Annotated in this window: 25 protein-coding genes; 10 read left to right on the top strand and 15 right to left on the bottom strand. The window is 70.5% G+C overall.

Annotation, left to right across the window (positions count from 1 at the left end):
- Positions 1-56 precede the first annotated feature (56 nt).
- On the top strand, positions 57-788 hold the full coding sequence (locus ACWDGI_RS24235; RefSeq protein ID WP_450762223.1) for a nucleotidyltransferase family protein: 732 nt from the start codon (positions 57-59) through the stop codon (positions 786-788).
- A gap of 178 nt (positions 789-966) precedes the next feature.
- Here ACWDGI_RS24235 and ACWDGI_RS24230 read toward each other — a convergent pair whose 3' ends face one another.
- From ACWDGI_RS24230 to ACWDGI_RS24205, 6 genes are all read right to left on the bottom strand, one after another.
- Complete coding sequence (locus ACWDGI_RS24230) at positions 967-2679, bottom strand: DoxX family membrane protein (protein WP_450762221.1); 1713 nt, start codon at positions 2677-2679, stop codon at positions 967-969.
- A 274-nt stretch (positions 2680-2953) separates the two neighbouring features.
- A complete protein-coding gene (gene rlmB, locus ACWDGI_RS24225; protein WP_450762219.1) occupies positions 2954-3895 on the bottom strand; it encodes a 23S rRNA (guanosine(2251)-2'-O)-methyltransferase RlmB in 942 nt (313 codons plus the stop codon).
- 144 nt (positions 3896-4039) lie between these two features.
- Positions 4040-5437 (bottom strand): cysteine--tRNA ligase, encoded by a 1398-nt coding sequence (gene cysS, locus ACWDGI_RS24220; RefSeq protein ID WP_450762217.1) that lies wholly within the window; start codon positions 5435-5437, stop codon positions 4040-4042.
- Positions 5438-5576: 139 nt separating this feature from the next.
- Entirely contained in the window at positions 5577-6071 is a 495-nt protein-coding gene (gene ispF, locus ACWDGI_RS24215; protein WP_450762215.1) for a 2-C-methyl-D-erythritol 2,4-cyclodiphosphate synthase, read from the bottom strand.
- Positions 6061-6825, bottom strand: a complete 765-nt coding sequence (gene ispD, locus ACWDGI_RS24210; protein WP_450762213.1) for a 2-C-methyl-D-erythritol 4-phosphate cytidylyltransferase — start codon at positions 6823-6825, stop codon at positions 6061-6063. The genes ispF and ispD overlap by 11 nt, the downstream gene beginning before the upstream one ends.
- Positions 6826-7088: 263 nt before the next feature.
- Complete coding sequence (locus ACWDGI_RS24205; RefSeq protein ID WP_003953493.1) at positions 7089-7571, bottom strand: CarD family transcriptional regulator; 483 nt, start codon at positions 7569-7571, stop codon at positions 7089-7091.
- A 602-nt stretch (positions 7572-8173) separates the two neighbouring features.
- Here ACWDGI_RS24205 and ACWDGI_RS24200 point away from each other — a divergent pair.
- Positions 8174-8845, top strand: coding sequence for a DUF461 domain-containing protein (locus ACWDGI_RS24200; RefSeq protein WP_450762212.1), 672 nt, complete (start codon positions 8174-8176; stop codon positions 8843-8845).
- Positions 8846-8936: 91 nt separating this feature from the next.
- Here the strand turns inward: ACWDGI_RS24200 and ACWDGI_RS24195 are convergent, their stop codons facing one another.
- On the bottom strand, positions 8937-9617 hold the full coding sequence (locus ACWDGI_RS24195; protein WP_010358452.1) for a response regulator transcription factor: 681 nt from the start codon (positions 9615-9617) through the stop codon (positions 8937-8939).
- A complete protein-coding gene (locus ACWDGI_RS24190) occupies positions 9614-10870 on the bottom strand; it encodes a sensor histidine kinase (RefSeq protein ID WP_450762210.1) in 1257 nt (418 codons plus the stop codon). Before ACWDGI_RS24190 ends, ACWDGI_RS24195 begins: the two co-directional genes overlap by 4 nt.
- Positions 10871-11091: 221 nt before the next feature.
- Between ACWDGI_RS24190 and phoU the strand changes: the two genes are divergently transcribed.
- Both phoU and ACWDGI_RS24180 read left to right on the top strand, forming a co-directional pair.
- Entirely contained in the window at positions 11092-11781 is a 690-nt protein-coding gene (gene phoU / locus ACWDGI_RS24185) for a phosphate signaling complex protein PhoU (protein WP_450762208.1), read from the top strand.
- Between the two features lie 161 nt (positions 11782-11942).
- Positions 11943-12098 carry a hypothetical protein gene (locus ACWDGI_RS24180; protein ID WP_450762206.1) on the top strand — a complete coding sequence of 52 codons (156 nt, stop codon included), beginning with the start codon at positions 11943-11945 and terminating at the stop codon, positions 12096-12098.
- Between the two features lie 255 nt (positions 12099-12353).
- Here ACWDGI_RS24180 and ACWDGI_RS24175 read toward each other — a convergent pair whose 3' ends face one another.
- Entirely contained in the window at positions 12354-13319 is a 966-nt protein-coding gene (locus tag ACWDGI_RS24175; protein ID WP_450762204.1) for an alpha/beta fold hydrolase, read from the bottom strand.
- Between the two features lie 526 nt (positions 13320-13845).
- Here ACWDGI_RS24175 and ACWDGI_RS24170 point away from each other — a divergent pair.
- From ACWDGI_RS24170 to ACWDGI_RS24155, 4 genes are all read left to right on the top strand, one after another.
- Positions 13846-14100 carry a hypothetical protein gene (locus tag ACWDGI_RS24170; RefSeq protein WP_450762202.1) on the top strand — a complete coding sequence of 85 codons (255 nt, stop codon included), beginning with the start codon at positions 13846-13848 and terminating at the stop codon, positions 14098-14100.
- A 146-nt stretch (positions 14101-14246) separates the two neighbouring features.
- Entirely contained in the window at positions 14247-14774 is a 528-nt protein-coding gene (locus tag ACWDGI_RS24165; protein WP_450762200.1) for an SMI1/KNR4 family protein, read from the top strand.
- Positions 14775-14953: 179 nt separating this feature from the next.
- Positions 14954-15751 carry a bestrophin-like domain gene (locus ACWDGI_RS24160; RefSeq protein WP_450762198.1) on the top strand — a complete coding sequence of 266 codons (798 nt, stop codon included), beginning with the start codon at positions 14954-14956 and terminating at the stop codon, positions 15749-15751.
- A 498-nt stretch (positions 15752-16249) separates the two neighbouring features.
- Positions 16250-16525, top strand: coding sequence for a ribosomal protein L7/L12 (locus tag ACWDGI_RS24155; protein ID WP_450762196.1), 276 nt, complete (start codon positions 16250-16252; stop codon positions 16523-16525).
- 92 nt (positions 16526-16617) lie between these two features.
- On the opposite strand, the gene ACWDGI_RS24150 is transcribed toward ACWDGI_RS24155, so the two are convergent.
- The gene (locus ACWDGI_RS24150) at positions 16618-17379 is read right to left on the bottom strand and encodes a phosphoglyceromutase (protein ID WP_360485924.1); all 762 of its coding nucleotides are present in this window, start codon (positions 17377-17379) and stop codon (positions 16618-16620) included.
- Positions 17380-17544: 165 nt separating this feature from the next.
- On the opposite strand from ACWDGI_RS24150, the gene ACWDGI_RS24145 reads away from it, so the two are divergent.
- Positions 17545-18909: an MDR family MFS transporter gene (locus tag ACWDGI_RS24145; RefSeq protein ID WP_450762194.1), complete on the top strand. Its 1365-nt coding sequence runs from the start codon at positions 17545-17547 to the stop codon at positions 18907-18909.
- 288 nt (positions 18910-19197) lie between these two features.
- Here ACWDGI_RS24145 and ACWDGI_RS24140 read toward each other — a convergent pair whose 3' ends face one another.
- Together ACWDGI_RS24140 and ACWDGI_RS24135 are read right to left on the bottom strand one after the other, a co-directional pair.
- On the bottom strand, positions 19198-20358 hold the full coding sequence (locus ACWDGI_RS24140) for a hypothetical protein (protein ID WP_450762192.1): 1161 nt from the start codon (positions 20356-20358) through the stop codon (positions 19198-19200).
- A 110-nt stretch (positions 20359-20468) separates the two neighbouring features.
- On the bottom strand, positions 20469-21026 hold the full coding sequence (locus tag ACWDGI_RS24135; RefSeq protein ID WP_450762190.1) for a DUF2000 family protein: 558 nt from the start codon (positions 21024-21026) through the stop codon (positions 20469-20471).
- Here ACWDGI_RS24135 and ACWDGI_RS24130 point away from each other — a divergent pair.
- Positions 21025-21834 (top strand): AraC family transcriptional regulator, encoded by an 810-nt coding sequence (locus ACWDGI_RS24130; RefSeq protein ID WP_450762188.1) that lies wholly within the window; start codon positions 21025-21027, stop codon positions 21832-21834. The two genes, ACWDGI_RS24135 and ACWDGI_RS24130, sit on opposite strands and share 2 nt — an antisense overlap.
- Here the strand turns inward: ACWDGI_RS24130 and ACWDGI_RS24125 are convergent.
- From ACWDGI_RS24125 to mshA, 3 genes are all read right to left on the bottom strand, one after another.
- A complete protein-coding gene (locus tag ACWDGI_RS24125) occupies positions 21813-23534 on the bottom strand; it encodes a glycosyl hydrolase family 28-related protein (RefSeq protein WP_450762186.1) in 1722 nt (573 codons plus the stop codon). The genes ACWDGI_RS24130 and ACWDGI_RS24125 overlap by 22 nt on opposite strands.
- A 156-nt stretch (positions 23535-23690) precedes the next feature.
- Positions 23691-24191, bottom strand: a complete 501-nt coding sequence (locus ACWDGI_RS24120) for a YbjN domain-containing protein (protein WP_450762184.1) — start codon at positions 24189-24191, stop codon at positions 23691-23693.
- On the bottom strand, positions 24184-25521 hold the full coding sequence (gene mshA / locus ACWDGI_RS24115; RefSeq protein WP_450762182.1) for a D-inositol-3-phosphate glycosyltransferase: 1338 nt from the start codon (positions 25519-25521) through the stop codon (positions 24184-24186). The genes ACWDGI_RS24120 and mshA overlap by 8 nt, the downstream gene beginning before the upstream one ends.
- Positions 25522-25651: the final 130 nt, after the last annotated feature.

The raw sequence follows: 25651 nt of genomic DNA, 5'->3' as shown, positions 1-25651 counted from the left end.
TAAGGGCCGCCTCACGGCGGGAAGCCGGCCCGGGGGCGCGACGTACAGTTCGGGGCATGACCCATCCGAACGCCGCGTTGCGCCCCACTCAAGCCGTGGTCCTGGCCGGTGGCCAGGGCTCACGGCTTCGTCCGTACACCGATGACCGGCCCAAGCCGATGGTCGAGATCCCGGGTACGGGCACGCCGATCATCGGCCACCAGTTGACCTGGCTCGCCGAGGAGGGCGTCACGGACGTGGTGGTCTCCTGCGGCCACCTCGCGGACGTCCTGCAGAAGTGGCTGGACTCGGCCGACCTGCCCCTCTCCGTCACGACCGTGGTGGAGAACGAGCCGCTGGGCCGGGGCGGCGGCCTGAGGTACGCCGCCGCGCATCTGCCGCACACCGACCGGCCCTGGTACGCCACGAACGGCGACATCTGGACGCGGTTCTCGCTGCGCGACATGGCCGACTTCCACACGGAGCGGGACGCGGTGGCGACGCTCGCGCTCGCCCGGCCGCGGATCCCCTGGGGCGCGGTGCAGACGGACGGCTTCGGGCACATCACGGACTTCATCGAGGCACCGCCGTCGACGTTCGAGATCAACGCCGGTGTGTACGTCTTCTCGCCGGAGTTCGCCGAGATGCTTCCGGAACGGGGGGACCACGAGCGGACGACGTTCCCGCACCTCGCGCGGAGCCGGCGGCTGGCCGGGTTCCCGATTCCGCAGGGGGCGTACTGGCGGGCGATCGACACGGCGAAGGACCTGACGGAGGCGGCGAAGGAACTGGCGGCGCTGGGCCGGTGACGGCCGTTGCTGGCTGCCGGCTGCCGGCTGCCGGCTGCCGGCCCAGCGTGGCTTGTCGCGCCCCGCGGCGCGGCCGCGCATCGACCCCGCGGCGCAGCCGCACATCGATGAGGTCCCGCACCCGTTCGGGGCGTACTGAGGCCCCGCACCTTTCGAGGTGCGGGGCCTCAGTGCCGTCCTAGCCCAGCAGGCCGCCCACCAGGCCCGGCTGGCCCGAGGACGTCGAGCCGCCGCCGTTGCTGCCCGTGCCGCTGCCCGTGCCGCCCGTCGATGACGTACCGCCGGTCGCGGTGCCGCCCGAGGTCGGGCCGGCCGTGGTCGGTGCGGGAGCCGTGTGCTGGGGCGGGGCCTGGCCCGTGGTGCCCTGGGTCTGACTGGGCGTCGTGGTGGTGGCACCGCTCGTGCTGCGGTCGGCGCCCGGGGTGGTCGCCGCATGCGACGGGCTCGCCGTGGCGCCGCCCGAGGGGGCCGTGGAGGCCGACGGGGTCTGCTTGCGGTGCTTGGCCGACTCGCCCGGCAGCGGGGAACCCGGGAGGTTGTTGCGGGGAGCCTCACCGGGGCCGGGGACCACCACGCGGCTGGAGTCGCGGACCGCGCCGCCCAGCAGGGACCCGACGAGGAGGGTGAGACCGATCGTGACGGCCGTGACCAGGGCGCCCCGGCGGAGCACGAAGGCACGCAGGTCCCAGATGTCGGAGTGCGGGCCCAGGCGTCGCCAGGCGCTGCCCGCGAGGCGGCCGTCGACGGAGTAGACGGGGGCGCCGGCGATGATCAGCGGCGACCAGGCGGCGAGATAGATGATGTCGGGGGCGTCGTACGCCGGGACGGTCTTCCAGCTGACGGTGACGATGAGCGCGGCGGAGAGCAGGGCGCCGACGACCGCGGCCACCCGCTGCCAGCAGCCGAGGACGGTCAGCACGCCGACGATCACCTGGAAGAAGGCGATGACCAGGCCGGAGCCGACCGGGTGCTGAAGGGCGAACTGGCGCAGCGGCTCGGCGACGTCCCAGGGATGCAGCGTGTTGAGCCAGGTGACCATCGAGCCGCGTTTGCCGCCGTCGAAGTAGACGGGGTCGCACAGCTTGCCCATGCCGGCGTAGATGGAGATGAAACCGAGGAAGATCCGCAGCGGGAGCAGGACCACGCCCAGGTTCATCCGGCGGCCGGGGTAGTAGGCGTGCCGGGACGGGTCGTCGCCGTGCCGCCTGGTCGACGGCGGCTCCTCGAAGTCCTCGAACTCGTCGTCGGCGTAACCCCGTTCGCCGTAGGCCTGCTCGTCGTAGGCCTGCTCGCCGTAGTCCGGTCCGCCGTAGTCCGGTCCGCCGTAAGCCGGTTCGTCGTAGGTGCTGCCCGCTGTCCGCATGGGCGGCAGCAGCCGGGTCTCGCCCGAGACCGGGGAACGCGGATGGCCGACCATCGGGGTCTCGACGGTCTGGTCCAGGTCGGCGTAGCCGTCGTCGACGCGCGGGATGACCTGGGTCGCGCCGGCCGGTTCGACGGGCTCCTCGGCGTACCGGACGCTGCCGCCGCGAACGGCCTGGAGCAGCCGGTGGGCTCCGGTGTCGTCCGGCGCGGACTTGCCGCTCCACACGACCGGGCGGCGACGGCCGGGCGCCGCCCCCGCTCTGCCCGCCGTGCCGGCGACCGGGATGCGCGCGGTGTCCTCGGTGGCGCTCAGGTGCCGTCCGACCCGGGGAGATTGGGTACGCCGTGTCGATACGCCCAACTGCACGCGGAAACTCGCGTGGTTGACGATGACCTGCGCCGGATCGCTCGGCACCTTCACCATGCTCAGCGCGGGAGCGTCGTCGGGCCCGGAAGTGAATCCGGAGCGGAATCCCGGCGAGCGGTCCCCCGTGGGTGTGCGGGGTGTTCTGGTGTCCACACTCATCTAACCGAGTGACGTGGAGTTAGGACACTGCTTTGACCGCCCCGAAGTGTCCGGACCCCGTCAAGGATGCGCAGGACGCCGGAATTACCCCGCGCAGGTGAGGTCGCGGACGTTTGTTCAACCCCGGCGGCACGCCACCGCGTACCGCCGCCGGAACACCCCGCACCGCGCCCGCAGCCCCGCCGCCGGAACACCCCGCACCGCAGGTCAGCGCCGCTGCCGGAACATCCTGCACCGCAGTGCGGCCTCGCTGCCGGAACACCCGCACCGCGCGTCAGCCGCGTCGCCGGGCCGCCTCGTACAGGACGATTCCGGCCGCCACACCGGCGTTGAGCGACTCGGCGCCGCCCGGCATCGGGATCCGCACCCGGTAGTCGCAGGTCTCGCCGACCAGCCGGGACAGGCCCTTGCCCTCGCTGCCCACGACGATGACGACGGGGCCGGAGAGCGCCTCCAGGTCGCCAACCGTGTGCTCGCCGTCGGCCGCCAGGCCGACGATCACGATGCCGGCCTTCTTGTACGCCTCCAGGGCCCGGGTGAGGTTCGTGGCACGGGCCACCGGCGTGCGGGCCGCCGCACCGGCCGACGTCTTCCAGGCGCCCGCCGTCATACCGGCCGCGCGCCGCTCGGGCACGACCACGCCGTGACCGCCGAAGGCGGAGACGGAACGCACGACCGCGCCGAGGTTGCGCGGGTCGGTGACCCCGTCCAGGGCGACGATCAGCGGGTCCTCGTTCCCGTCGTAGGCGGCCTCCGCCAGGTCCTCGGGGTGCGCGTACTCGTACGGCGGGACCTGGAGGACCAGGCCCTGGTGGTTCAGGCCGTTCGTCATCCGGTCCAGCTCGGGGCGGGGCGCCTCCATGAGGTTGATGCCACCGCGCTCGGCGGCGAGCTGGAGGGCCTCGCGGACCCGCTCGTCGTTGTCGATGAACTGCTGGACGTAGAGCGTGGACGCGGGAACGCCCTCGCGCAGCGCCTCGACGACCGGGTTACGGCCGACGACCAGCTCGGAGGTGCCCTTGCCGCCCCGGCCGCGCGGCGCGGGACGGCGTACCGTCTGCTTCGTCTTGGCGTTGGCGATGCGGTTCTTCTTGTGTCCCTTGCGCATCTCGGCGGGCGGGGTCGGGCCCTTGCCCTCCAGGCCTCGGCGCCGCTGGCCGCCACTGCCGATCTGCGCGCCCTTCTTGCCGGACATGCGGCGGTTGTTGGCTGCCATGGGTTACCCGTCTCCGTAAGCTTCGTTTCGTACGTACGTCTCATTCGGCGTCGTACTGATGCGGTGTTGTACGTCTTATGCAGTGTGCCGCCCGGGGGGCCGGGCGGCACAGTCGATCTTGATTGACCGGTGGTCGACCGGTGGTCAGGACTTGAGGGTCCAGCGGGGGCCCTGGGGGCTGTCCTCGATCGCGAGACCGGACTGGTTGAGCTGGTCACGGATGGCGTCGGCGGTCGCCCAGTCCTTGCGGCCGCGGGCCGACTCACGCTGGTCCAGGACGAGTCGTACGAGACTGTCGACGACCCCGTGCAGGTCTTCGCCCTTCTCGGTCCCGCCGGACCAGTGTGCGTCGAGCGGGTCGAGGCCGAGCACGCCGAGCATGGCACGGACCTCGGCGAGACGGGCGACGGCGGCTTCCTTGTCGTCGGCGGCCAGCGCGCTGTTGCCCTGGCGGACGGTGGTGTGCACGACGGCCAGCGCCTGCGGGACGCCCAGGTCGTCGTCCATGGCCTCGGCGAAGGCCGGCGGGACCTCGGTCGAGGGCTCGACGGCTCCCCCGGCCAGCTCCACCACGCGCTGCGCGAACCCCTCGATCCGCGCGAACGCCGCCTCGGCCTCGCGCAGCGACTCCTCGCTGTACTCGATCATCGAGCGGTAGTGCGGGGTGCCGAGGTAGTAGCGGAGCACGACCGGGCGCCACGCCTTGACCATCTCGGAGACGAGGACCGAGTTCCCGAGGGACTTCGACATCTTCTCGCCGCTCATGGTGACCCAGGCGTTGTGCACCCAGTACTGGGCGAAGTCGTCACCGTAGGCCTTGGCCTGGGCGATCTCGTTCTCGTGGTGCGGGAAGATCAGGTCGAGGCCGCCGCCGTGGATGTCGAAGGCCTCGCCGAGGTACTTGTGGGCCATCGCCGAGCACTCCAGGTGCCAGCCGGGCCGGCCGCGGCCCCACGGCGTCTCCCAGCTGGGCTCGCCCGGCTTCACGGCCTTCCACAGCGCGAAGTCCCGCTGGTCCCGCTTGCCGGTCTCGCCGTCGCCCCCCGGCTGACGGAGGTTGTCCAGCTCCTGGTTGGAGAGCTGGAGGTAGTCCGGGTAGGAGCGCACGTCGAAGTAGACGTTGCCGTCGGCCTCGTAGGCGTGCCCGCGCTCGATCAGCCCGCGCATCATCTCGATCATCTCCGGCACGTGCCCGGTCGCGCGGGGCTCGTACGTCGGCGGGAGGCAGCCGAGCGCGGTGTAGCCGTCGTTGAACGCGCGCTCGTTCTCGTAGCCGATCGCCCACCAGGGGCGGCCCTGGTCGGCGGACTTGGTGATGATCTTGTCGTCGATGTCCGTGACGTTCCGGATGAACGTCACGGCGTAGCCGCGGTATTCGAACCAGCGGCGCATGATGTCGAAGTTCAGGCCGGAGCGGATATGGCCGATGTGCGGTGCCGCCTGCACGGTGGCACCACAGAGGTAGATCGAGACACAGCCCGGCGCGAGCGGGGCGAAGTCACGGATCTGCCGGGCGTTGGTGTCGTACAGGCGAATGGTCACGGGACCTAGGGTAGTGGGCCGACGGGAGTGCGTGGCGCCGGATGGGTGGCGCCGTTGTCGGGTGCGGGTGCGTGGGGGCTCGCGCCCCGCGGCGGAGCCGCTGAGTGAACAGCCCCCCGCGCCCCTTTGGCAGGACCGCTCACGCCTCCTTGACGACCAACGCCGTCGCGACAGCCATGAGGCCTTCTCCTCTGCCGGGAAATCCGAGACCGTCCGTGGTGGCCCCCGAAACCGAGACCGGAGCTCCCGCCGCGTCCGAAAGGAGCTTCTCCGCCTCGTCGCGGCGCTTGCCGATCTTCGGGCGCGGTCCTACGACCTGTACGGCGATGTTCCCGATCAGGAATCCGGCGTCGCGGACGATCCGTGCCGCCTCGGTCAGCAGCGTGACGCCCGACGCGCCCGACCACTCCGGGCGCCCCGTGCCGAAGTGCTGACCGAGGTCGCCCAGGCCCGCCGCCGAGAACAGCGCGTTGCACGCGGCGTGCGCGACCACGTCCGCGTCCGAGTGGCCGGCCAGGCCCGGGCCCTCGCCCTCCCACTTCAGGCCGGCGCACCACAGCTCGCGGCCCTCCTCGAAGGCGTGGATGTCGGTGCCGATCCCCACCCGCGGAAGCAGCGGCGGCTCAGAAGCCATCGTTGAGCCTCCTGCGGGCCAGGACCGCCTCCGCGAGGACCAGGTCGAGGGGGCGGGTGACCTTGAAGGCCTCCTCGTGGCCGGGGACGACCACGACCTGTTCGCCGAGCTGTTCCACCATGCTGGCGTCGTCGGTGACGTTGTCGGTGACCGTCTCGTGGGCGCGGACCAGCGTGGCCCGGTCGAAGCCCTGGGGGGTCTGGACCGCGCGCAGGCGGGCGCGGTGCGGCGTGGCCACGACCGGTTCGGGGTCGCCCTGGACCGTCGCCGGCTCGACCTCCTTGACCGTGTCGGCCAGCGGCAGGGCGGGGACGACCGCGGGGGCGCCGTCGCGGACCGCCTGGATCACGGCGTCGACCGTGTCGACGGGGACCAGCGGGCGGGCCGCGTCGTGGACGAGGACGATGTCGTAGTCGGGGGGCAGCGCGTCCAGGCCGAGCTTCACGGACTCCTGGCGGGAGTCGCCGCCCGGGACGACGAGGAAGTCGGTGCGGTCGGGCAGCGCGTGCGCGGCGAGGAGCGACTTGACCTCGGGCGCGCCGTCGGACGGGGCCACGACGACGACCAGGGAGACCGCGCGGGAGGCGGCCAGCGCGCGCACCGCGTGGATGAGCATGGGCGTGCCGTTCAGCGCGCGTAGCGCCTTGGGGGCGCCCGGACCGAGCCGTACGCCCCGGCCGGCGGCGGGAATCACGGCCGCGGTACGCAGTTCCGTACGCGGTTCCGTACGCGAAGGACGCGAATCGTCAGACATCGGTTCCTGTCAGGTTTGTGTGCGGGCCTGGCGTGGGTATGGCCTGGGAAGTGCCGGGCGCGACGCCTTGACCGGACCCTTCCGTGACACTGGTCGAGCCAGCAGCCCGGGCCCGGCACGCCTAGTATCGGGGGTTTCCGCCGGGGCGGGGTTCCGAGAGCGCGAGTCCGGGCACGGACATGCCGCAGCGCCCGGCGACAAGTCTGTCATCGGGCACCACGGCATTCAGTGTGCGGAGTTTCGGTGTGCCGAGCTGGACGGCGTCAGGACGCGAGGACCTCGTCGAGCAGGGCCTCGGCCTTGTCCTCGTTCGTGTTCTCCGCGAGGGCGAGCTCGCTCACCAGGATCTGGCGGGCCTTGGCGAGCATCCGCTTCTCACCGGCGGAGAGTCCGCGCTCGCGCTCACGACGCCACAGGTCACGTACGACTTCCGCGACCTTGATGACATCGCCCGAGGCGAGCTTCTCCAGGTTTGCCTTGTAACGACGGGACCAGTTCGTGGGCTCCTCGGCGTACGGCGCGCGCAGCACCTCGAAGACCCGGTCCAACCCGTCCTGACCGACCACATCACGCACGCCGACGAACTCCGCATTGTCCGCTGGCACACGTACCGTCAGGTCACCCTGGGCGACCTTCAGCACCAAGTAGGTCTTGTCCACGCCTTTGATCTGGCGAGTTTCGATAGCCTCGATCAGCGCGGCCCCGTGATGGGGATAGACCACGGTGTCGCCAACCTTGAACGTCATGTGACAGGTACCCCTTCCGTGGCTATCCAGGGTAACACGGAAACCGGCGGTTCTGAATGGCGTTTTCGCAGGTCAGAGCATATCTCGGGGCTTGACAACAGCAACAGGGACGTGCTGCGCAGGCCGTCCGGAAGCAGGTATTCGCAGGTCGGAGCGGCTCTTCGGGCGAGGTGAAACGCGTACGTCACACACCTCCGGACGGCCGCCCAAGTGGCCGAACGTCCCCATATGTCCACTTCCAAGCGTACGACTTCCGCTACTCCGTTCGGCTGCCGATGTCGGATCGGAGACGTTTCCGGAATTGATCACAGGCGTCCGACCGAACGGTACGTGATCAATTTCCCCGGCGGTCGCGCATTCCTTCACGGAAATTTTGCGCGCGGTGTTGCGAGCGAGTTATGTGAATGCCTGACGAGCGCCCCCCAAAGTGACCCGGGAGTCACTTGTGGAGCCCTGGGGGCCGCAGCTGCTCAAGAGAAGCGAGGGGCTTGGGGAGGGTCGGGTGCGGCCACGCGGGAACGGCTCGGTAACCTAAGGCCGCTGACAGACACTTAGGGCGGCTTTATCGGGGCCGCCCGTGCGTTCAAGGAGTAGCCGCCGCCGTGAGCAGCAGCCTTCGACGCGGCGCCCTCGCCGCCTCCGCCATCGCCGTCTCCGTCGCCTCGCTCGCCGCATGCGGTGCCGGCAACAACTCCCAGACGCTGGAGATCAAGCCGGACAACGCCGCGACGAGTGTCGGCGACATCAAGGTCCAGAACGCGACCGTGATCACCCAGCCCGACCTCACCTCGACCGGCCCGGCCGTGGTCACCGCGACCATCTTCAACACCGGCACCGAGCCCGAGACACTGCAGTCGATCGTCGTCGCCGGCACCAACAAGACCGCCGAGCTGCACGCCACCAAGTCCCAGCCGCTGACCATCCCGGGCGGCGGCCGGCTGATCCTGGGCGGCAAGGGCAACGCCTCCGCGGTGCTCGGCAGCAGCCGCGAGGCGGTCAAGGACGGCAACGCGCAGAAGGTCACGTTCACCTTCAGCAAGACGGGTGATGTGAGCCTGCGCGCGTTCGTCGTGCCCGCCGAGAGCTTCTTCACGGGCTGGGGCCCGAGCGCGGTCCCGTCGCCCTCGGCCTCCGCGTCCTCGTCCGCCTCCTCCTCGACCTCCGGCTCCCCGGCGGCGGGCGCCACGGCGAGCGAGAGCGCCAAGGGCAAGAACAAGGCGTCCGAGAGCGCCACCCCGAGCGACTCGGCGTCGGAGTCGGCGAACGCGGGCTGAGCAGCCGTACGGCCCTGCGGCCGACGCGAGAAGGGCGGCCCCCTCGGGGGTACCGCCCTTCTCGCGTCGGTCACAGGACCAGGTCAGCGGTTTACGGCTCGAACTTGTAGCCGAGGCCGCGGACCGTCACCAGGTACCTGGGCGCGCCCGGGTCCGGCTCGATCTTGGCGCGCAGGCGCTTCACGTGGACGTCGAGGGTCTTGGTGTCACCGACGTAGTCGGCGCCCCAGACCCGGTCGATGAGCTGCATGCGGGTGAGGACGCGGCCCGCGTTGCGCAGCAGCATCTCCAGCAGGTCGAACTCCTTGAGGGGAAGGTCGACCTTGGAGCCGGAGACCGTCACCACGTGACGGTCGACGTCCATGCGGACCGGACCCGCCTCGAGGGCGGCCGGGGTGACCTCCTCCGGCTCCCCGCGACGGCGCAGGACGGCCCGGATACGGGCGACCAGCTCGCGGGAGGAGAAGGGCTTGGTGACGTAGTCGTCGGCTCCTATTTCGAGCCCGACAACCTTGTCGATCTCGCTGTCCTTGGCCGTCACCATGATGACGGGGACGTTGGACCGGCCGCGCAGCTGGCGGCAGACCTCGGTGCCCGGCAGGCCGGGCAGCATCAGGTCGAGGAGGACGAGGTCGGCGCCGTTGCGCTCGAACTCGTCGAGTCCGTCGGGGCCCGTGGCCGCCACTGCGACCTCGAAGCCCTCCTTGCGGAGCATGTACGACAGGGCGTCGGAGAAGGACTCCTCGTCCTCGACGACGAGCACTCGGGTCACGGAAGGACCTCCGGGGCGGGAAGCGGTTCGTACGGGGATGACTCGGTGGTGCCGGCCTCGTCATCGAGGTCGGGGTCGGGGTGCTGCGAGGCGCGGTCACGAGCCGCGCCCGCCTCCGGCAACCTGAGGGTGAACGTGGAGCCCTGACCTTCGGCGCTCCACACCGTGACCTCCCCGCCGTGCGAGGCGACCACGTGTTTGACGATGGCGAGACCGAGACCGGTACCGCCGGTGGCCCGCGAGCGAGCCGGGTCGACGCGGTAGAAGCGCTCGAAGATGCGCTCCTTGTCCTTGTCGGTGATGCCGATGCCCTGGTCGGTCACGGCAAGTTCGATCATGTCGCCGCCGGGCGCGTTGAGCCGGCGGGCGGCTATCCCGACCCGGGTCCGGGCCGGCGAGTAGTTCACGGCGTTCTCGACGAGGTTGCCGAGGGCGGCGGCCAGCTGGCCGCGGTTGCCCCAGACGTGCAGGTCGGCGGTGCCGCCTGCGGCCATGGTGATCTGCTTGGTGCCGGCCTGGTGCCGGCACCGGTCGATCGCCTCGGCGACGAGTTCGTCCACCCGGACGGGCTCGGCGTCCTCCAGCGGATCGTCGTTCTGCACTCTCGACAGATCGATGAGCTCCTGGACCAGGTTGGTCAGGCGCGTGGCCTCGATCTGCATACGACCGGCGAAGCGCTGCACCGCCTCCGGATCGTCCGAGGCGTCCATGACGGCCTCGGAGAGGAGGGAGAGTGCGCCGACCGGGGTCTTCAGCTCGTGGCTGACATTCGCCACGAAGTCGCGTCGTACCGCCTCGATCCTACGGGCCTCGGTGAGGTCCTCGACGAGGAGCAGTACGAGCCGGGAGCCGAGGGGCGCCACCCGGGCGGAGACGGCGAGCGCCTCTCCGCGTCCGGTGCCGCGCCGGGGCAGGTCCAGCTCGACCTGGCGTATCTCGCCGTCGCGCCGGGTGTCCCGGGCCATCTGGAGCATGGGTTCGACGGCGAGTTTGCCGCCGCGCACCAGTCCGAGGGCGTACGCCGCCGAGCTCGCCTTGACCACGATGTCGCCCTCGTCGAGGACCACCGCCGAGGAGCGCAGCACGCTCAGTACGGTGTCCACGCCCGGGGGCAGTACGGGGTCGGTGTGCAGAGAAGTCCTGGTCGGTCGCTTCTGGTCGCGTTCGCTCCAGCGGAACGCCAGCATGGCGATGACACCGGTAAGCACCCCGGCGATCGCTGCCGCTGCGGCGACCGCCGCGTTCACGTCCATGCAAACAGGTTAAGCAGGGGGTACGACATCCCCACAGTCCGCGAGGTGTCAGCTCGAACACTCGTCGCCCAGAGTTCACCTTGGAGCCAGTATTGGTTCATTTGCGATGGCAGAAACGGACGCGCGGGGACCAGAACATGGGAGCGTGGGGTTCGGAGCTGGTTTCGGCCACGGGCCCCGGCCTCCGGAGCCCTAGAACACACGTACGAGAGGGAACCCTGATGCGGGACGCGTACCACGAGGAACTCGACTCGATCGGCGACAGCCTGGTCGACATGGCCAGGCTGGTCGGATCGGCGATCGGGCGCGCCACGACGGCGATCCTCGACGCCGACCTCAAGCTGGCCGAAAGTGTCATCGAGGCCGACCAGAAGGTGGACGAACTCCACCACGACCTGGAGGCCCGGGCGATAGCCCTGCTGGCCCGCCAGCAGCCGGTGGCGACCGATCTGCGGATCGTCGTCACCTCGCTGCGGATGTCCGCCGACCTGGAGCGCTCCGGCGACCTGGCGCAGCACGTGGCGAAGCTGGCCCGGCTCCGCTACCCGGGAAACGCCATCCCCCACGACCTGCACGCGACCGTTCTGGAGATGGGGCAGCTCGCGCAGCGCCTGATGGCCAAGGCCGCCGAGGTGATCATCACCAAGGACGTCGACCTGGCCCTGCAGCTGGAGCAGGACGACGACGAGATGGACCTGCTGCACCGCACGATCTTCCAGCACCTGCTGGACGACCGCTGGAAGCACGGCATCGAGACCGCCGTCGACGTGACGCTGCTCGGCCGCTACTACGAGCGCTACGCCGACCACGCGGTCGCCGTCGCCAAGCGCGTCGTCTTCCTGGTCACGGGTGAGCACGCTGACGAGCTGCAGCCGGACATCCAGCCGGTGACGGGCGTCGAGGGGGCGTAACTCCTGACGGTTCCGCCGACGGCTCCCCTGGCGGGTCGGGGGCTCGCGGCGTGCGGGTCGGGCGTGCGGGCGCCACTGTGCGCCGTTGATGCGCCCAGTGAAACGGGCATGAAATGGGCAGGGCACCACGCCCTGCCTCTAGGGACCTCTAGGAGGGATCCATGGCCGAATCCCCCAGCACCACGCCCGACCCCACGCAGCAGCGCGAGACCGACCAGCCCGTCGAGATCAAGAACCTTCTGGTCATCGGCGCGTGCGGGTGCGGCTCGGGCTGCGGCTGCGGCTGCCAGTCGGGCAGCCCCTGCCAGTGCGGCTGAGCACCCACCCGACGTACGGCCAAGGGCCCCCGACTCCGGTCGGGGGCCCTTTGTGCTGCCGGGGGGCCTTCGTGTTGGTGGGCCCCCTTCCCTTCGTGCCGGGGCCCGTTCGTGCCGGGGAGCCTTCGTGCCGGGGAGCCTTCGTGCTGGTGGGCCCCTTCGTGCTGGTGGGCCCCTTCGTGCTGGTGAGCCCCTTCGTGCTGGTGGCCCCTTCGTGCCGGTGGCCTGCGACGGCCGGGTGGCCGCCTACCGCCGTCAGGTGGTGGGCAGGCCGGCGAGCCAGTCGACGAGCAGCCGGTTGACGTCGTCGGGCCGTTCCTGCTGGATCCAGTGCCCGCAGCCGTCCAGGATGTGCGAGGAGACCAGGCCGGGGAGGGTGACCGGGTACGCCTCGATGGCCTCGGCCAGCCAGGTCGTGGAGGCGTCCAGGCTGCCGCCCGCGAACAGGGAGGGCTGGGTGATCGGGGCACCGTCGTAGGCGGCGAGGTCCTCCCAGTCACGGTCCATGTTCCGGTACCGGTTGAGCGCCCCGGTGAGTCCGGTGCGCTCGAACTCCCCGGCGTAGACGTCGAGGTCCCGCTCGCCGAGCCACCCGGGCAGCCTGCCGACGGGGAACCGGTCCCTCAGGGTGCCCCCCGCACCGACGAAGTGGGGGTCGGGAGCGGCGGGCCCGGGCATGGTGTCGGCGGAGAAGGCGGCGTAGAACCCCGCGATCCACCCTCGTACATCGGGCTCGATCTCGGCCTCGGCCCGCCCCGCCTCCTGGAAGTACGAGACGTAGAACTCCTCACCGCCCATCCGCGCGAAGACGTCACTGGGCCGGGGGCCGCCGCGCGGGGCGTACGGCACGCTCAGCAGCCCCACGGCCCGGAAGACGTCGGGCCTGAGCAGTGCGGAGTTCGCGGCGATGGTGGAACCCCAGTCATGGCCGACGACCACGGCCGACTCCTCGCCGAGCGCATGCACCACGAAGACGTTGTCCTCGACGAGTTCGGCCATCCGATAGGCGTCCGGCGCGACCGGCTTGCCGGAACGCCCGTACCCCCGCACGTCGATGGCGACGGCCCGGTATCCCGCCGCGGCCAGCACCGGCAGCTGATGCCGCCAGGAGTACCAGCCCTCGGGAAACCCGTGCACGAGCAGTACGAGGGGCCCGGCCCCCTGCTCGACAAGATGAATCCGCCGTCCGCCACCGGAGACAACCCGATGCGTACCCTCCATGATCCCTCCTCGGTCTCGGCGTCGCCGCCTCACCACGGATCATGTGAGCACCGCAGCCAGGACCACGAACACATTTGCCGATCCGGCAACCCGGCCAAACCCTCCGCGCCGCCCCCTCGGCTTCCTGCCCCTCGCTGGAGGACCCGTTGTCAGTCCCCACGGCTAGGGTCACACCCGCGCGGCCGGCTTCCGGGGGTTCCAGCTCCGTAGGGAATGGTTGCATCCCCGGCCTGTCGGGGGCGGCCCGGAGAAAGCGTCCGGGACCCAACCGACGACCGGGCTTCGTCGATGGCCAGGGAGAGACCTGCCAGCACCGGCCGCGCACCACTTTCCGCACGACGACTTCGATCGCTCGCGGCCGCCGGAGGATCGGGGTTCGTGGTCCGCCTGCACCGATTCCTCGGGCGTCGCCAACACCCCGGCAAAAGCCGTCGCCTGAGCTGTCCCCAGGCGAGCAGGCCCCGACCGATATTCCCGGCAGGGGCCTGCGCCGGGTCCATAGAATCCTGCCTCGATGAAGAGACGCGTGCAGTTCACCGAGCAGGTTGCGCGGTTCCGTGACTACCTCCCGACGGCAGATCGGGAAAAGCTCCTGCGACTCGTCGACAGGATCACAGCCGAGCCCGAAGGCGCCGACAGCAGCCTTGCCTACATGACCGACACGGTGACGCGTGCGGCCTGGGAAGACCGCGTGATGGTCCATTACGTCGTGACGAGCTTCTTCGTGGTCGTCATCGAGGCTGACATCTATGACGCGTCGCGTGGCTTCAACGAGGTGTAGTCGTCCAGGAGAGAGCCCCGATCCCCGGTGGGCTCTCATGCGGGCGACTCTCGGCAAAGGGTGAGAACAGGTCCCACGGCGACGGAAGAAGAGTGAGCCGTCCCCCTGAGCAAGTCCCGACGGTTGACGGTCGCTAGCGTGTACGCGTGATTTCTACTGATGACCGGCGGTTCCCTGCGGCCCTCGCCGCCGCTCTGGCGGTCCCGTTCGACTATGACGACGGCGACGGTGTGGACTTCGAGCCCTTTACGGCCTTCCTGTCCGGTGAGGAGACCACTGACTGGTTCCGGGCCTGGACGGGTAACGCGGAGCTGGATGGGGACGGTTTCCGTGTGTTCGGCAAGGACGGCTCGGGCGGATACGCGGCCCTGTGGCTCATCCGCCCGGACCGCCCGCTCGTCGACCAGCCTGTGGTCTTTCTCGGTTCCGAGGGCGAGACCGGTGTCGTAGCACGCGATCTGGCTGCCTTCTTGTGGCTCCTGGCCGGGGGGTACGGACCCTGGGAGGCGGCCACTTCGTACGAGCCCGATTGGACCCCGCGTCACAACCAGGAACGGGCGGCCGTCGCCGAACGATTCGCGGCCGACCACAGGCAGCCCGCCGCCGCCGTCATCGAGCAGGCGACCCGCGAATTCCCGGACTTCGACGACACCATCACGGAGCTCTGCCGCTGACCGTATTCGGCTGTTCGGTAAACGAAAAGAGATGCCGTGCCGGGCGTCGCGGGGGTCAGAGGTCTTCGACCTGTGATCATGGAGCGTTCATTAGGAGTGATCGACGAGGAGCTTCAGGTCGCGGGGCCCGATGTGCCGCCGCCGTGGGGCGCTCTCGGGAACGCGCTGTAGGTGATGTGGTGAACTGGTTGACCTCGCTGCCGGCGGTGGTGCTGGTTGTGGGCGGTCTCCTCCTTGCCTTGCTGGTTGCGGCGGTGGCGCGGGTCGGCGTCCGGGCGCTCGTACCGGTCGCTGAACGGGATCGGGTGCCGCAGATCGCGACGCCGCTGATGCCGACACTCGGCGCTGCCTTCGCGATCTTCGCCGCACTCTCACTGGCCAGCGAGGCCGGCTACCTGCGGGCAGCCGAGGGGTTGGTCAGCGATGAGGCGGCCGCGTCCTCCCGCCTGGCATGGGCGGCGACGAGTCCGCACGTCCAGTCGGAGCCGATCCATGCGGCGCTGCTGGACTACTTGCAGACCACGCGTGCCAGGGAGTGGAAGGGTACGGAAGCGGCGTCCGGTGACGACCCGGCCACCGCTCGTGCGATCGCCCGGTTGGAGCGCAGTGTGCGCGCCGAGGCGGCCCGGCCCGACGTGGGAACCCCGACAGGCACGGAGCTGGTGGTTTCCCTGGACGGTGTCACCAGTAGTCGTCGCGCGCGCGTTGCGGCTGCCTCGCGCGAAGTTCCCACGCTCTACATCGTCACGCTTGTGGTCAGCGGACTGGCCTTGATCGTGAACTCCGGTGCACTGGTCTTCCGCAGCAGCCTGCGAACGTCGCTGCTCATCGTCGGGGTTGCGAGTGTGGTCGGACTGAGCCTGGCGTTGCTCTTCGCACTCAGCGCGCCCTGGAGCGGACCGTTCATCGTCAGCGGGCATCCGCTCGACGCCATTATCGGGGACCTGAAATCCGGCTTCTTCGACGGCGTGCAGTAGGCGGCGGCCGCGATCAGCGCGCTGACAACTGATCACCGGCTGCCGTGACCTACGGCCACCCAATCGATCAATACCCTGACCTGCTGCCGAGCTGCCGGCGGCTGTCGACATTGGTCACCATCGAGCCCTTTCACGCCAGGACGGCCCGGAAAAGCAATCGCGCGTGAGCATCGCATTAGGAGTTCCCGTTGGATGTCCGTCGGGCAGAGGAAGACGGGTGAGGCTCAGCCCACCGTTCGGGTCGGCCGCCTCGAGCCTCGTCGGCATCGTGGTCGTCCTGCCCGTCGTTCTGTCAGAAGTACACGGCACGGATATCGAAGCAGCCACGCTCATCGAGGGTCAGGAAGCCACAGCAAGGACTTCGCGTGTACGCGCACCTCATGCCGTCGCGTCAGGAACGGGCGTAAAGCCGTGGTCGCTGTCTTCAACACGACCAAAACGACGCGACATGACGATCGAGGGCTCGTACGCTCCGAACCAGAGACGGGCGGGGAAGCGATGGCAGACGAGTACTTCTTGTTGGTGTGCGACGACGTGCCCCATGACGTGGTGCTCACCGACCCTGGTGTCCGGGTGCTGGACGTCGCTCAGGTCGTGCGTCGGCTGACCGGGCTGAGTCTCTGGCGCAGCAAGGTCCTGGCAACGCAGGTTCCTGCCCTGATTCTCGGCGGCGTGCCCCGGGGAGACGCGGCGGCAGCGGTTCTGGTCCTCCGTGATGCGGGAGCCCGGGCAGAGACGAGAGAACGACCGGAGCCGGAGTTCCCGAGGCACTGAACGCGGGCCGATCAAGCGGCTGACGGCGCCAGCACACGGACAAGGCCCCTTCCAGCGGAGAAGCCGCAGGTAGAGGCCTTGATCGTGGCGCGTTACTTCTTCTTGCCCTGGTTCTTCACTGCCTCGATCGCTGCTGCCGCTGCCTCTGGGTCGAGGTAGCGGCCGCCCGGGGTGAGGGGCTTGAAGTCGGTGTCGAGGTCGTAGAAGAGGGGGATGCCCGTCGGGATGTTCAGGGACGCGATGTCGGCGTCCGAGATGCCGTCGAGGTGCTTGACCAGCGCGCGCAGGCTGTTGCCGTGGGCGGCGACCAGGACCGTGCGGCCGGTCAGGAGGTCGGGGACGATGCCGTCGAACCAGTACGGGAGCATGCGGACGACGACGTCCTTCAGGCACTCCGTCTGCGGGCGCAGCTCCGGCGGCAGCGTGGCGTAGCGCGGGTCGTCGAACTGGGAGTACTCGGCGTCGCGGTCCAGCGGCGGGGGCGGGGTGTCGTACGAGCGGCGCCAGAGCATGAACTGCTCCTCGCCGAACTCCGCGAGGGTCTGCGCCTTGTCCTTGCCCTGGAGGGCGCCGTAGTGGCGCTCGTTCAGGCGCCAGCTGCGGTGGACCGGGATCCAGTGGCGGTCGGCCGCTTCGAGGGCGAGCTGCGCCGTGCGGATCGCCCGCTTCTGGAGCGAGGTGTGGACCACGTCCGGGAGAAGGTCGGCGTCCTTCAGGAGTTCACCGCCGCGGACTGCCTCCTTCTCGCCCTTCTCGTTGAGGTTGACGTCCACCCAGCCGGTGAACAGGTTCTTCGCGTTCCACTCGCTCTCGCCATGGCGGAGGAGGATCAGCTTGTACGGTGCGTCGGCCATGGGTCAGAGCGTAATCCACGTGTTCGGGGCGGAGTGCCGCCGCCCGGAGGGCGTCCCAGACGTCGGACAGTTGACTGCTTTTGTTAATTGAGTGGCTCAGGTGAGCGACCCAAAAGTAAGGTCCACTCATTCCTTGCGTCACTTACGTCCTGTCCTGGGGGAGCCATGCCGTCCGTCGCCGTGCGACGCGCTGTCCGGGAGACCGTCTCCGGTCTGCCCCGCGAGTTCTGGTGGCTGTGGACCAGCACCCTCGTCAACCGGCTCGGCGCCTTCGTCGCCACCTTCATGGCCCTGTATCTGACGTTGGACCGGGGGTACAGCGCCTCCTACGCCGGGCTCGTCGCCGCCCTGCACGGACTGGGCGGGGTCGTCTCGTCCCTGGGCGGCGGGGTGATGGCCGACCGGCTGGGGCGGCGGCCGACGATGCTTGTCGCCCAGGGCTCCACCGCGGTGGCCGTCGCCCTGCTCGGGTTCGTGCAGGACCCTGTCACCATCGCCGCCGTCGCCTTCTTCGTCGGCCTGGCCTCCAACGCCTCCCGGCCGGCCGTGCAGGCGATGATGGCCGACATCGTGCGGCCGCAGGACCGGGTACGGGCGTTCTCGCTGAACTACTGGGCCATCAACCTCGGGTTCGCCGTGTCGTCCATGGGGGCCGGGTTCATCGCCGAGGTCAGCTACCGCGCCGGGTTCCTGATCGAGGCCGGGATGACCGCCGTCTGCGCCGTCCTCGTCTTCGCCAAGGTGCCCGAGTCGCGGCCGGAGCGCGCCACCAAGGGGGGCGGCACCAAGGACGGCGCGGTCAGCCTCGGGACCGTGGTGCGTGACGGGCGGTACATGGCCGTCGTCGGGCTGTCCTTCCTCGTCGCCCTGATCTTCCAGCAGGGGTCCGTCGGACTCCCGGTGGCGATGGGCGAGGCCGGGTTCTCGCCCGCCGACTACGGCATGGCCATCGCCGTCAACGGCGTGCTGATCGTCGTACTCCAGATTCCCGTCACGCGGGTGATCGAGCACCGTGATCCACGGTCGCTGCTCGTCGTCTCGTCCCTGCTCGCGGGGTACGGGTTCGGGCTCACCGCCTTCGCCGGATCGGTCGGGGTCTTCGCGCTCACCGTGTGCGTGTGGACGCTCGCCGAGATCGTCAACGCCCCGACCCAGACGGGGCTGGTGGTACGGCTCTCGCCGGTGCACGGGCGGGGGCGCTACCAGGGGATGTACACGATGTCCTGGTCCGCCGCCGCGCTCATCGCGCCGCTGATGTCCGGTGTCGTCATCGACCGGTTCGGGGCGCGGTGGCTGTGGGGGGTGTGCGCGGTCGTGGGGACTGCGGCGGCGCTCGGGTACGGCGTTCTCATGCGGCGACTGCCGGAAGAGCGTGGGCCGGAAGAGCGCACCCCGGTCACGAAGGACGCGATCACAGGGGCGGGCGTCGACGCGGACGCCGGCGCGGTCGACGCCGAGATCGAGGCAGAGATCAAGGCCGAGATCGACGCCGAGATCGACGCCGAGATCGAGGCAGAGGCGCGCGCCTGACCGGCACGCGCCCTGTCCTCGCCCCGACCGACGAGGCCCGACCGGCGAGGCCCCCACCGACGGGGCCCAGCCCACGAGGCGGGACCGACGACGGGGCCCAGCCCACGAGGCGGGACCGACGGCGAGGCCCAGCCCACGAGGCGGGACCGACGGCGAGGCCCAGCCCACGAGGCTGGACCGACGGCGAGGCCCAGCCCACGAGGCTGGACCGACGAGGCCCGGCCGACGGGGCCCGACCCGCAAGACCCGGCCGACGGGGCCCGCCCCACGAGACCCGACCCGGCCGCCTCAGTTCCTGCAGCCCGTCACCACGACGGGGCTCCCCGCACAGTTCGTCGGGATGTTCCGGGTGATGTCCGAGGCGATGACCGTGAACTGGTTGTTCGTGTAGACGCCGCCGGGGGCCGCCGTGGAGGCGTTGTTGCGGACGTGGGTGTGGTCGAGGGTGACCGAGCCGGCGTTGTTGTAGATGCCGCCGGCCTGGGAGTTGCCGCCGCCGTTGGCGCTGTTGCGGAGGATCTCGCTGCCCTTCAGGACGAGGACGGCGGTGGTCGTGGAGTTGTGGATGCCGCCCCCGGCTCCCGCCTCGCCTCCGACGACGTTGCCGCTGACCTCGGTCCTCTCCAGCCTCAGGTTCGACACGTTCAGGATGCCGCCGCCCGCGGTACCGGTGGTCGTGTTGTTCGTGATCTTGCTGTCGGCGACCTCGAGCGAGGCGGAGCCGAAGTTGGCGACGCCGCCACCGCCGCTGGCCGACGTGTTGCGCCTGATGACGCTCGCGTTGACGAAGGCGCGGCCGGAGTCCTCGTAGAGAGCACCGCCGAGGGTCGTGGCGTGGTTGCGGCTGAACTCGCTGTCGTCCACGGTCAGCGTTCCGCCGTTGTACAGCCCGGCACCGCTCTCGGCGTTGTTGAACGCGATCCAGCCACGCCGTACGACCGCCGTGGCGCCCGGTGACACCGCCACACCGCCACCACTGTCCAAGGAGGTGTTGTCGGTCACGTCGACACCGGACAGCTTGAGCGAGCCGCCGGAGTCGACGAGGATGCCGGCGCCGTTGCCGCTGGTGCTCCCGCCGCGGACGGCGAGGTCCTCCAGGCGGAGGTAGCCGCCGGACTTCACGTGGAAGATCCGGAACGCGGCGGTCCCGTTCCCGTCACGGACGATCGTCGCGCCGTTGCCCAGGATCGTGAGCCGCTGGGCAATGGGCGGCAGACCCTCACCGCTGGTGTAGGGAGAGGTCAGATGGTAGGTGCAGCCGGACGAGAGGGAGAGCGTCCCTCCCGGTGACGCCGCGACAATGGCAGTGATCAGTGCCGTCGAGCTGCAGGGAACCCGGGTCCCGTCGTCCTGGCCCGCCGCGGTGGCCGGTCCGCCGGTCACGCCCGTCACGCTCGCGACGACCGCCGCCGCCACCGCTGCCATGCTGCTGGATCTGATGAGTCGCATGACATGTCAGATGCGTCGTTCACGGAGGAATAGGGCAAGTGTGATGATCGGATCACCCGATCACGCGCTGCGATTCCTCCGGTCGGCTCAATCACGGAGCCGGCCGGCGCTCACGGATGCATCCGCGCCCCCTTCAGTACCTTGTCCACCCCGTTCCGCGGCCCGTACACCGCGAGTCCCACCAGGTCCAGCTCCGCCGTCGGCACCGCCCGGACCGCCGCGCGGTTGTCGCGGTCGTTGCCGGTGGCGAACAGGTCCGCGGTGAACACGGCCCGGGGCAGCGCCCGGCTCAGAGCCCGCTCGTGCGCCGCCGTCACCGTCTCCTTCGTGCCCTCGAAGACCAGCACCGGCTGCCGGAACATCGGCAGGTACGCCACCCCGTCGGCGTCCTCGTACGGCTGCCCGACCACCTCGGGGACCGTCGCGCCCAGGCCGCTGACCAGGAACGCGGTGACATTGAGGCGCTGCCACGGCTCCAGGTCCTCCCGCAGCAGGACAGCGATCTTGGTGTCGAAGCGAACGTCGGAACGGACGTCGGAAGGGACAGCGGAGGGGACGTCGGAAGGGACGGCGGAGGGGACGGCGGCAGGGACGGGCGCGATGGGTTCAGTGCTCATGCAATGAGACTGCCGATCGTCGTACGGCGTCGTCTTGTACGTTCTTTGCATGGCCGCCCGGCAGCACCTCACGGAGGAAGTCACCGCCTGGCGCCCCCGCGTCCCGGGCGTCACCGAGGTCTTCCACGCGCACTTCACCGAGTACGCGTATCCGATGCATGTCCATGACGCCTGGACGCTGCTCATCGTGGACGACGGCGCCGTACGGTACGACCTCGAACGGCATGAGCACGGCACCCCGGACGACACCGTCTCGCTGCTCCCCCCGCACGTGCCGCACAACGGCTCCCCGGCCACCGCGGACGGCTTCCGCAAGCGCGTGGTCTACCTGGACGGCACCCTCCTCGGGGACGAGCTCATCGGCGCCGCGGTCGACGGACCCGACCTGCGCGACCCGCTGCTGCGGCGGCGGGTCGGCCGGCTGCACGCCTCCCTCGCCCGCCCCGGTGACGAGCTGGAGGCCGAGAGCCGGCTCACCCTGATCGGCGAGCGGCTGCGCGACCTGCTCCGCCCCGGGCTCACGGCAGCACCCAGACCCGCCGACCCGGCCCTCGCCGGCACCCTGCGCGAGCTCCTCGACGAGCGGATCGGCGAGGGACTCGCCCTGAACGAGGCCGCACGGCTGCTGCACGCCCATCCCGCCCACCTGGTCCGGGCGTTCAGCAGTGCGTACGGCATCGCCCCGCACCAGTACCTGATGTCCCGCCGGGTCGGCCGCGCCCGCCGGCTGCTGCTCGACGGCGTCCCGCCCGGCGAGACGGCCACCGCCACCGGCTTCTACGACCAGGCCCATCTCACCCGGCACTTCAAGAAGCTGGTGGGGGTGACCCCGGGGCGCTACCGGGACAGCGCGCGCTGAGCCTCGTACAGGTTCCGCGGCCGTACCGCGTCCCAGGTGCCGTACAGCTCAAGGCGTGCGTGCAGGTCCCCGGTGAAGTCCGGTACGTCGATCTGGTCGAAGTCGGTCACCTCGTTGAGGCCGACCGTGGCGGACCAGGGGGCGAGGCCGTCGAGGCGCATCAGGCCCGCGCGGCCGTTGGTCACGCGCACGTTCCAGTGGGTGAACCGAGCCCCGAACAGCGGCCCCGCGTTGGCGTCGCCGCCGTGCCGGCCGTTGTTGTCCACCGTGATGTCGGTGCGGACGTTGGCGAAGGGCAGACCTCGGTGGGAGTCGAAGGTGCCCATCTGCATCTCGCCGCGCGACCAGACGTTGTACGACGACAGGCCCTCGACGTTGATGCCGTGGAGCTGGGTGTCGGAGGGGGCCGGGACCGTGCGCTGTTCGACCGTGAAGTCCTCGACGAGGTTGTCGTGCGAGCCCTCGCGGCAGAAGTAGGGATGGTGCTCGCCCCGGCCGCCGACCCGGGTGCGGCGCAGGGTGCAGGCGGAGGCGGCGACCAGGCCGAATCCGTTGTCGACGTTGCGGACCGTGACGTCGTCCACCCAGCAGTCGTAGGCGCACTGCAGGACGACCCCGTTGTAGCCCTTGTCGAGGAGGTGCGTGGACTGCGGGGTCTCGATCACGTCCAGGGTGAGCCCCTCGACCCCGGAGCCGGTCAGCTCAGGTACATGGGTGGTGAGTTGGGGGTTCCACTCGGGCCGGAGGTCCAGCGGCAGCGGGCGCTCCAGCGTCACCCGGTGTCCGCGCACGGCCGCGACGCGGACGGGCCATTCGTAGGGGACGTACGACAGCAGCTTGGTCTTGTCCTCCCAGGAGTACGCGGCCGGGCCGGGGCCGCCGCCCGACATGTGCTGGAGGAGGGTGTGGGCGGTGTCGTCGGAGACGCGGAGAAGGACCAGCCGGCCGGGGCGCAGCCGGGACGGGTCGGCGACGGTGACCGTCCACTCGCCCCGGCGGGCGGGGGCGACGGTGGTCAACTGCTCCCACTCGTCCCGCTTGTTGCCGGTCCAGCCCTCGAACGGCCAGTCCTGTGCCCTGATCGCGGAAGTCAGGGAGTCCCAACGGGCTTTTGGCGCCAGCCAGATCAGGCCGCCCGCCCAGGACCACGCCGACTTCGTGCCGCCGTAGCGGGAGCCGTACGGGCCGATCAGCTCGGTGAGGTTCTTCGTCGCGTACAGCGTCGTACGGCCGCTGCCGGCGCCGCGCAGCACCACGTTGTCGTAGGCGAGGTGGATCAGGCCGTCGATGCGGAAGGTGCCGGGCGGGATGGTGACCGTGCCACCGCCGGCCCTGGCGGCAGCGGCGATGGCACGGTTGATCGCGGGCGCGCAGTCGGTGACGCCGTCGGCCACCGCGCCGTACGCGCGGACGTCGGCCACCACGGGAAGGCGGCGGATCCGTGCCGCTCCGGCCCTGCCGACGTACGGGATCTGCGGGTGGGTGAACGGGGTGCGGGTGAACTCCCGCCATAGAGAGGGGACTTCACCGCCCGCCACCCCTGCCGCGGAAGCGGAGGCGGAGGCGGAGTCGGTGGCGGTGGCGGCCGCCGCCTGGACGGTGGTGCCCGTCACGGCGGTCGCGGCGACCGCCGTGGCGCCGGCGAGGAGGCTCCGTCTCGTCATGCCGTGGCGCGCGCTGTTCGTTCCGGCGGTGCTCATTCCGTACGTCCTTCCCATGGCGACTTTCCGGCCGGCTTTCCTGGCGACGATTCATGGTTGTGAACGACGTTCATATCTGCGTCGGCCGCGAGCATGCCATGGCGCCCCGTCACCTCGAAAGAGTCGTGCAGGGGTCAATCAGGTCTGGACCTGAAGTCAGTCAGTGGGCCGTTCGATCAGGTGCGTGAACGCGTCCAGATTCCGCGTCGACTCGCCCCGGGACACCCGCCAGGCGTACTCCTTGCGGATCGCGGCGGCGAAGCCCAGCTCCAGGAGGGTGTTGAAGGCGCCGTCCGCCGCCTCCAGGACCTGGCCGAGCAGGCGGTCGATCTCGTCGGGGGTGACGGAGGCGAGCGGGAGCCTGGCGGTGACGTAGATGTCGCCGAGCCGGTCGACGGCGTAACTCACGCTGTACAGCTTGAGGTTGCGCTCCAGGAGCCAGCGGTGGACGGCCGGCTCGTTCTCGTCGGGGTGCCGGATGACGAAGGCGTTCAGGGAGAGGGAGTGGCGGCCGGCCAGGAGGGAGACGGTGGTCTTCAGCTTGCGGGTGCCGGGCAGCTGTACGACGTAGTTGCCGGGACCGGGGCTCTCCCACTCCAGTTCGGCGTCCTTCAGAACCCCCTCGATGACCTGCGCGGCCTTGTCCACATCACCCATGGGCCGAGCGTACGCGACGGCGGTGTGACTGGGTCGCGGCCATGTAGACGTCGGCGGTGGCGGCGGCCGCGGTGTCCCAGCCGAACGACTGGGCGTGCCGGGCGGCGGCGTTGCCGAGACGGTCCGCCAGGGAGGGGTCGTCGGCGAAACGGCACAGCACGCGCGCGTAGTCGGCGGGATCGTGCCCGCGCACCAGGAAGCCGGTCTCGCCGTCCCGTACGGCCACCGGCAGCCCGCCGACCGAGGCGGCGAGGACGGGGGTGCCGGCCGCCTGCGCCTCTATCGCCACCAGGCCGAAGGACTCGCTGTAGGACGGCATGACCAGCACGGAGGCCGCCCGGAACCAGTCCGCCAGCTGCTCCTGGCCGACCGGCGGCCGGAAGCGGACGACGTCCGCGACGCCGAGCCGCGCGGCCAGCTTCTGCAGGCCCTCCGGCTTGGCGAGGCCGCTGCCGCTGGGGCCGCCGACGATCGGTACGACGATCCGGGAGCGCAGCTCGGGCCGCTCGTCGAGAAGCACGGCCACGGCCCTGAGCAGTACGTCGGGGGCCTTCAGGGGCTGGATGCGGCCCGCGAAGAGCGGGATCAGCGCGTCCTGCGGGAGGTCCAGGCGGGCGCGGGCGGCCGCCCGGCCGTCGTCGGGCCGGAAACGTTCGAGGTTCACGCCGGGATGGACGACGGCGACCTTGGCGGAGTCGGCGCAGTAGTGCCGTACGAGTTCGTCGGCCTCTTCGGAGGTGTTGGCGATCAGGCGGTCGGCCGCGGACACGATCTGGGTCTCGCCGATCACGCGGGCGGCGGGCTCGGGGGTGTCGCCGTCGGCCAGGCTGGCGTTCTTGACCTTGGCCATGGTGTGCATCGCGTGCACGAGGGGGACGCCCCAGCGCTGGGCGGCGAGCCAGCCGACGTGGCCGGAGAGCCAGTAGTGCGAGTGCACGAGGTCGTAGTAGCCGGGGCGGTGGCCGGCCCAGGCCTGCATCACGCCGTGCGTGAAGGCGCACAGCTGCGCCGGGAGGTCCTCCTTGGCGAGACCCTCGTAGGGGCCGGCGTCGACGTGCCGGACGAGGACGCCGGGGGCGAGTTCGACGGTCGGCGGGAGGCCGCCGGAGGTGGCTCGGGTGAAGATCTCGACGTCGATGTTGATCGCGGCGAGGCGCTGCGCGAGCTCGACGATGTAGACGTTCATGCCGCCGGCGTCGCCGGTGCCGGGCTGGTGGAGCGGTGAGGTGTGCACGGAGAGCATGGCGACGCGGCGGGGCCTGCGGGCCCGGCGGAGCCGGGAGGCAGTCGACGGGGAGCGGCGCCCGAGCCTGCTGACGTACTGGCTCACGTGGCGGTCCTCTCTCGATGCGGGCATGCCTGTGGGAGGACATCGACTGCCCTCCAACGGGGTGCAACGCGGAGGGGAGGATTCCCATTCCAGGGGCGGTCGATTTTGCCGACACATTGCCTGCGGTCGC

Source organism: Streptomyces sp. NPDC001220 (genome assembly GCF_053597895.1).
The sequence above is the reverse complement of the archived record's forward strand: the minus strand, read 5'-3'. Positions and strand labels throughout refer to the sequence as shown.

What these genes read in the sequence shown, in the direction of transcription:
- ACWDGI_RS24155 (WP_450762196.1), top strand. Translation starts at nt 16,250, where the DNA reads ATGGCAGACGAGTACTTCTTGTTGGTGTGCGACGACGTGCCCCATGAC.
- ispF (WP_450762215.1), bottom strand. Translation starts at nt 6,071, where the DNA reads ATGGCTTCTGAGCCGCCGCTGCTTCCGCGGGTGGGGATCGGCACCGAC.
- ACWDGI_RS24175 (WP_450762204.1), bottom strand. Translation starts at nt 13,319, where the DNA reads ATGGAGGGTACGCATCGGGTTGTCTCCGGTGGCGGACGGCGGATTCAT.
- ispD (WP_450762213.1), bottom strand. Translation starts at nt 6,825, where the DNA reads ATGTCTGACGATTCGCGTCCTTCGCGTACGGAACCGCGTACGGAACTG.
- ACWDGI_RS24125 (WP_450762186.1), bottom strand. Translation starts at nt 23,534, where the DNA reads ATGAGCACCGCCGGAACGAACAGCGCGCGCCACGGCATGACGAGACGG.
- ACWDGI_RS24135 (WP_450762190.1), bottom strand. Translation starts at nt 21,026, where the DNA reads ATGCAAAGAACGTACAAGACGACGCCGTACGACGATCGGCAGTCTCAT.
- ACWDGI_RS24145 (WP_450762194.1), top strand. Translation starts at nt 17,545, where the DNA reads ATGCCGTCCGTCGCCGTGCGACGCGCTGTCCGGGAGACCGTCTCCGGT.
- ACWDGI_RS24180 (WP_450762206.1), top strand. Translation starts at nt 11,943, where the DNA reads ATGGCCGAATCCCCCAGCACCACGCCCGACCCCACGCAGCAGCGCGAG.
- rlmB (WP_450762219.1), bottom strand. Translation starts at nt 3,895, where the DNA reads ATGGCAGCCAACAACCGCCGCATGTCCGGCAAGAAGGGCGCGCAGATC.
- ACWDGI_RS24205 (WP_003953493.1), bottom strand. Translation starts at nt 7,571, where the DNA reads ATGACGTTCAAGGTTGGCGACACCGTGGTCTATCCCCATCACGGGGCC.
- ACWDGI_RS24130 (WP_450762188.1), top strand. Translation starts at nt 21,025, where the DNA reads ATGGCCGCCCGGCAGCACCTCACGGAGGAAGTCACCGCCTGGCGCCCC.
- ACWDGI_RS24230 (WP_450762221.1), bottom strand. Translation starts at nt 2,679, where the DNA reads ATGAGTGTGGACACCAGAACACCCCGCACACCCACGGGGGACCGCTCG.
- ACWDGI_RS24150 (WP_360485924.1), bottom strand. Translation starts at nt 17,379, where the DNA reads ATGGCCGACGCACCGTACAAGCTGATCCTCCTCCGCCATGGCGAGAGC.
- ACWDGI_RS24235 (WP_450762223.1), top strand. Translation starts at nt 57, where the DNA reads ATGACCCATCCGAACGCCGCGTTGCGCCCCACTCAAGCCGTGGTCCTG.
- ACWDGI_RS24140 (WP_450762192.1), bottom strand. Translation starts at nt 20,358, where the DNA reads ATGCGACTCATCAGATCCAGCAGCATGGCAGCGGTGGCGGCGGCGGTC.
- ACWDGI_RS24190 (WP_450762210.1), bottom strand. Translation starts at nt 10,870, where the DNA reads ATGGACGTGAACGCGGCGGTCGCCGCAGCGGCAGCGATCGCCGGGGTG.
- phoU (WP_450762208.1), top strand. Translation starts at nt 11,092, where the DNA reads ATGCGGGACGCGTACCACGAGGAACTCGACTCGATCGGCGACAGCCTG.
- ACWDGI_RS24120 (WP_450762184.1), bottom strand. Translation starts at nt 24,191, where the DNA reads ATGGGTGATGTGGACAAGGCCGCGCAGGTCATCGAGGGGGTTCTGAAG.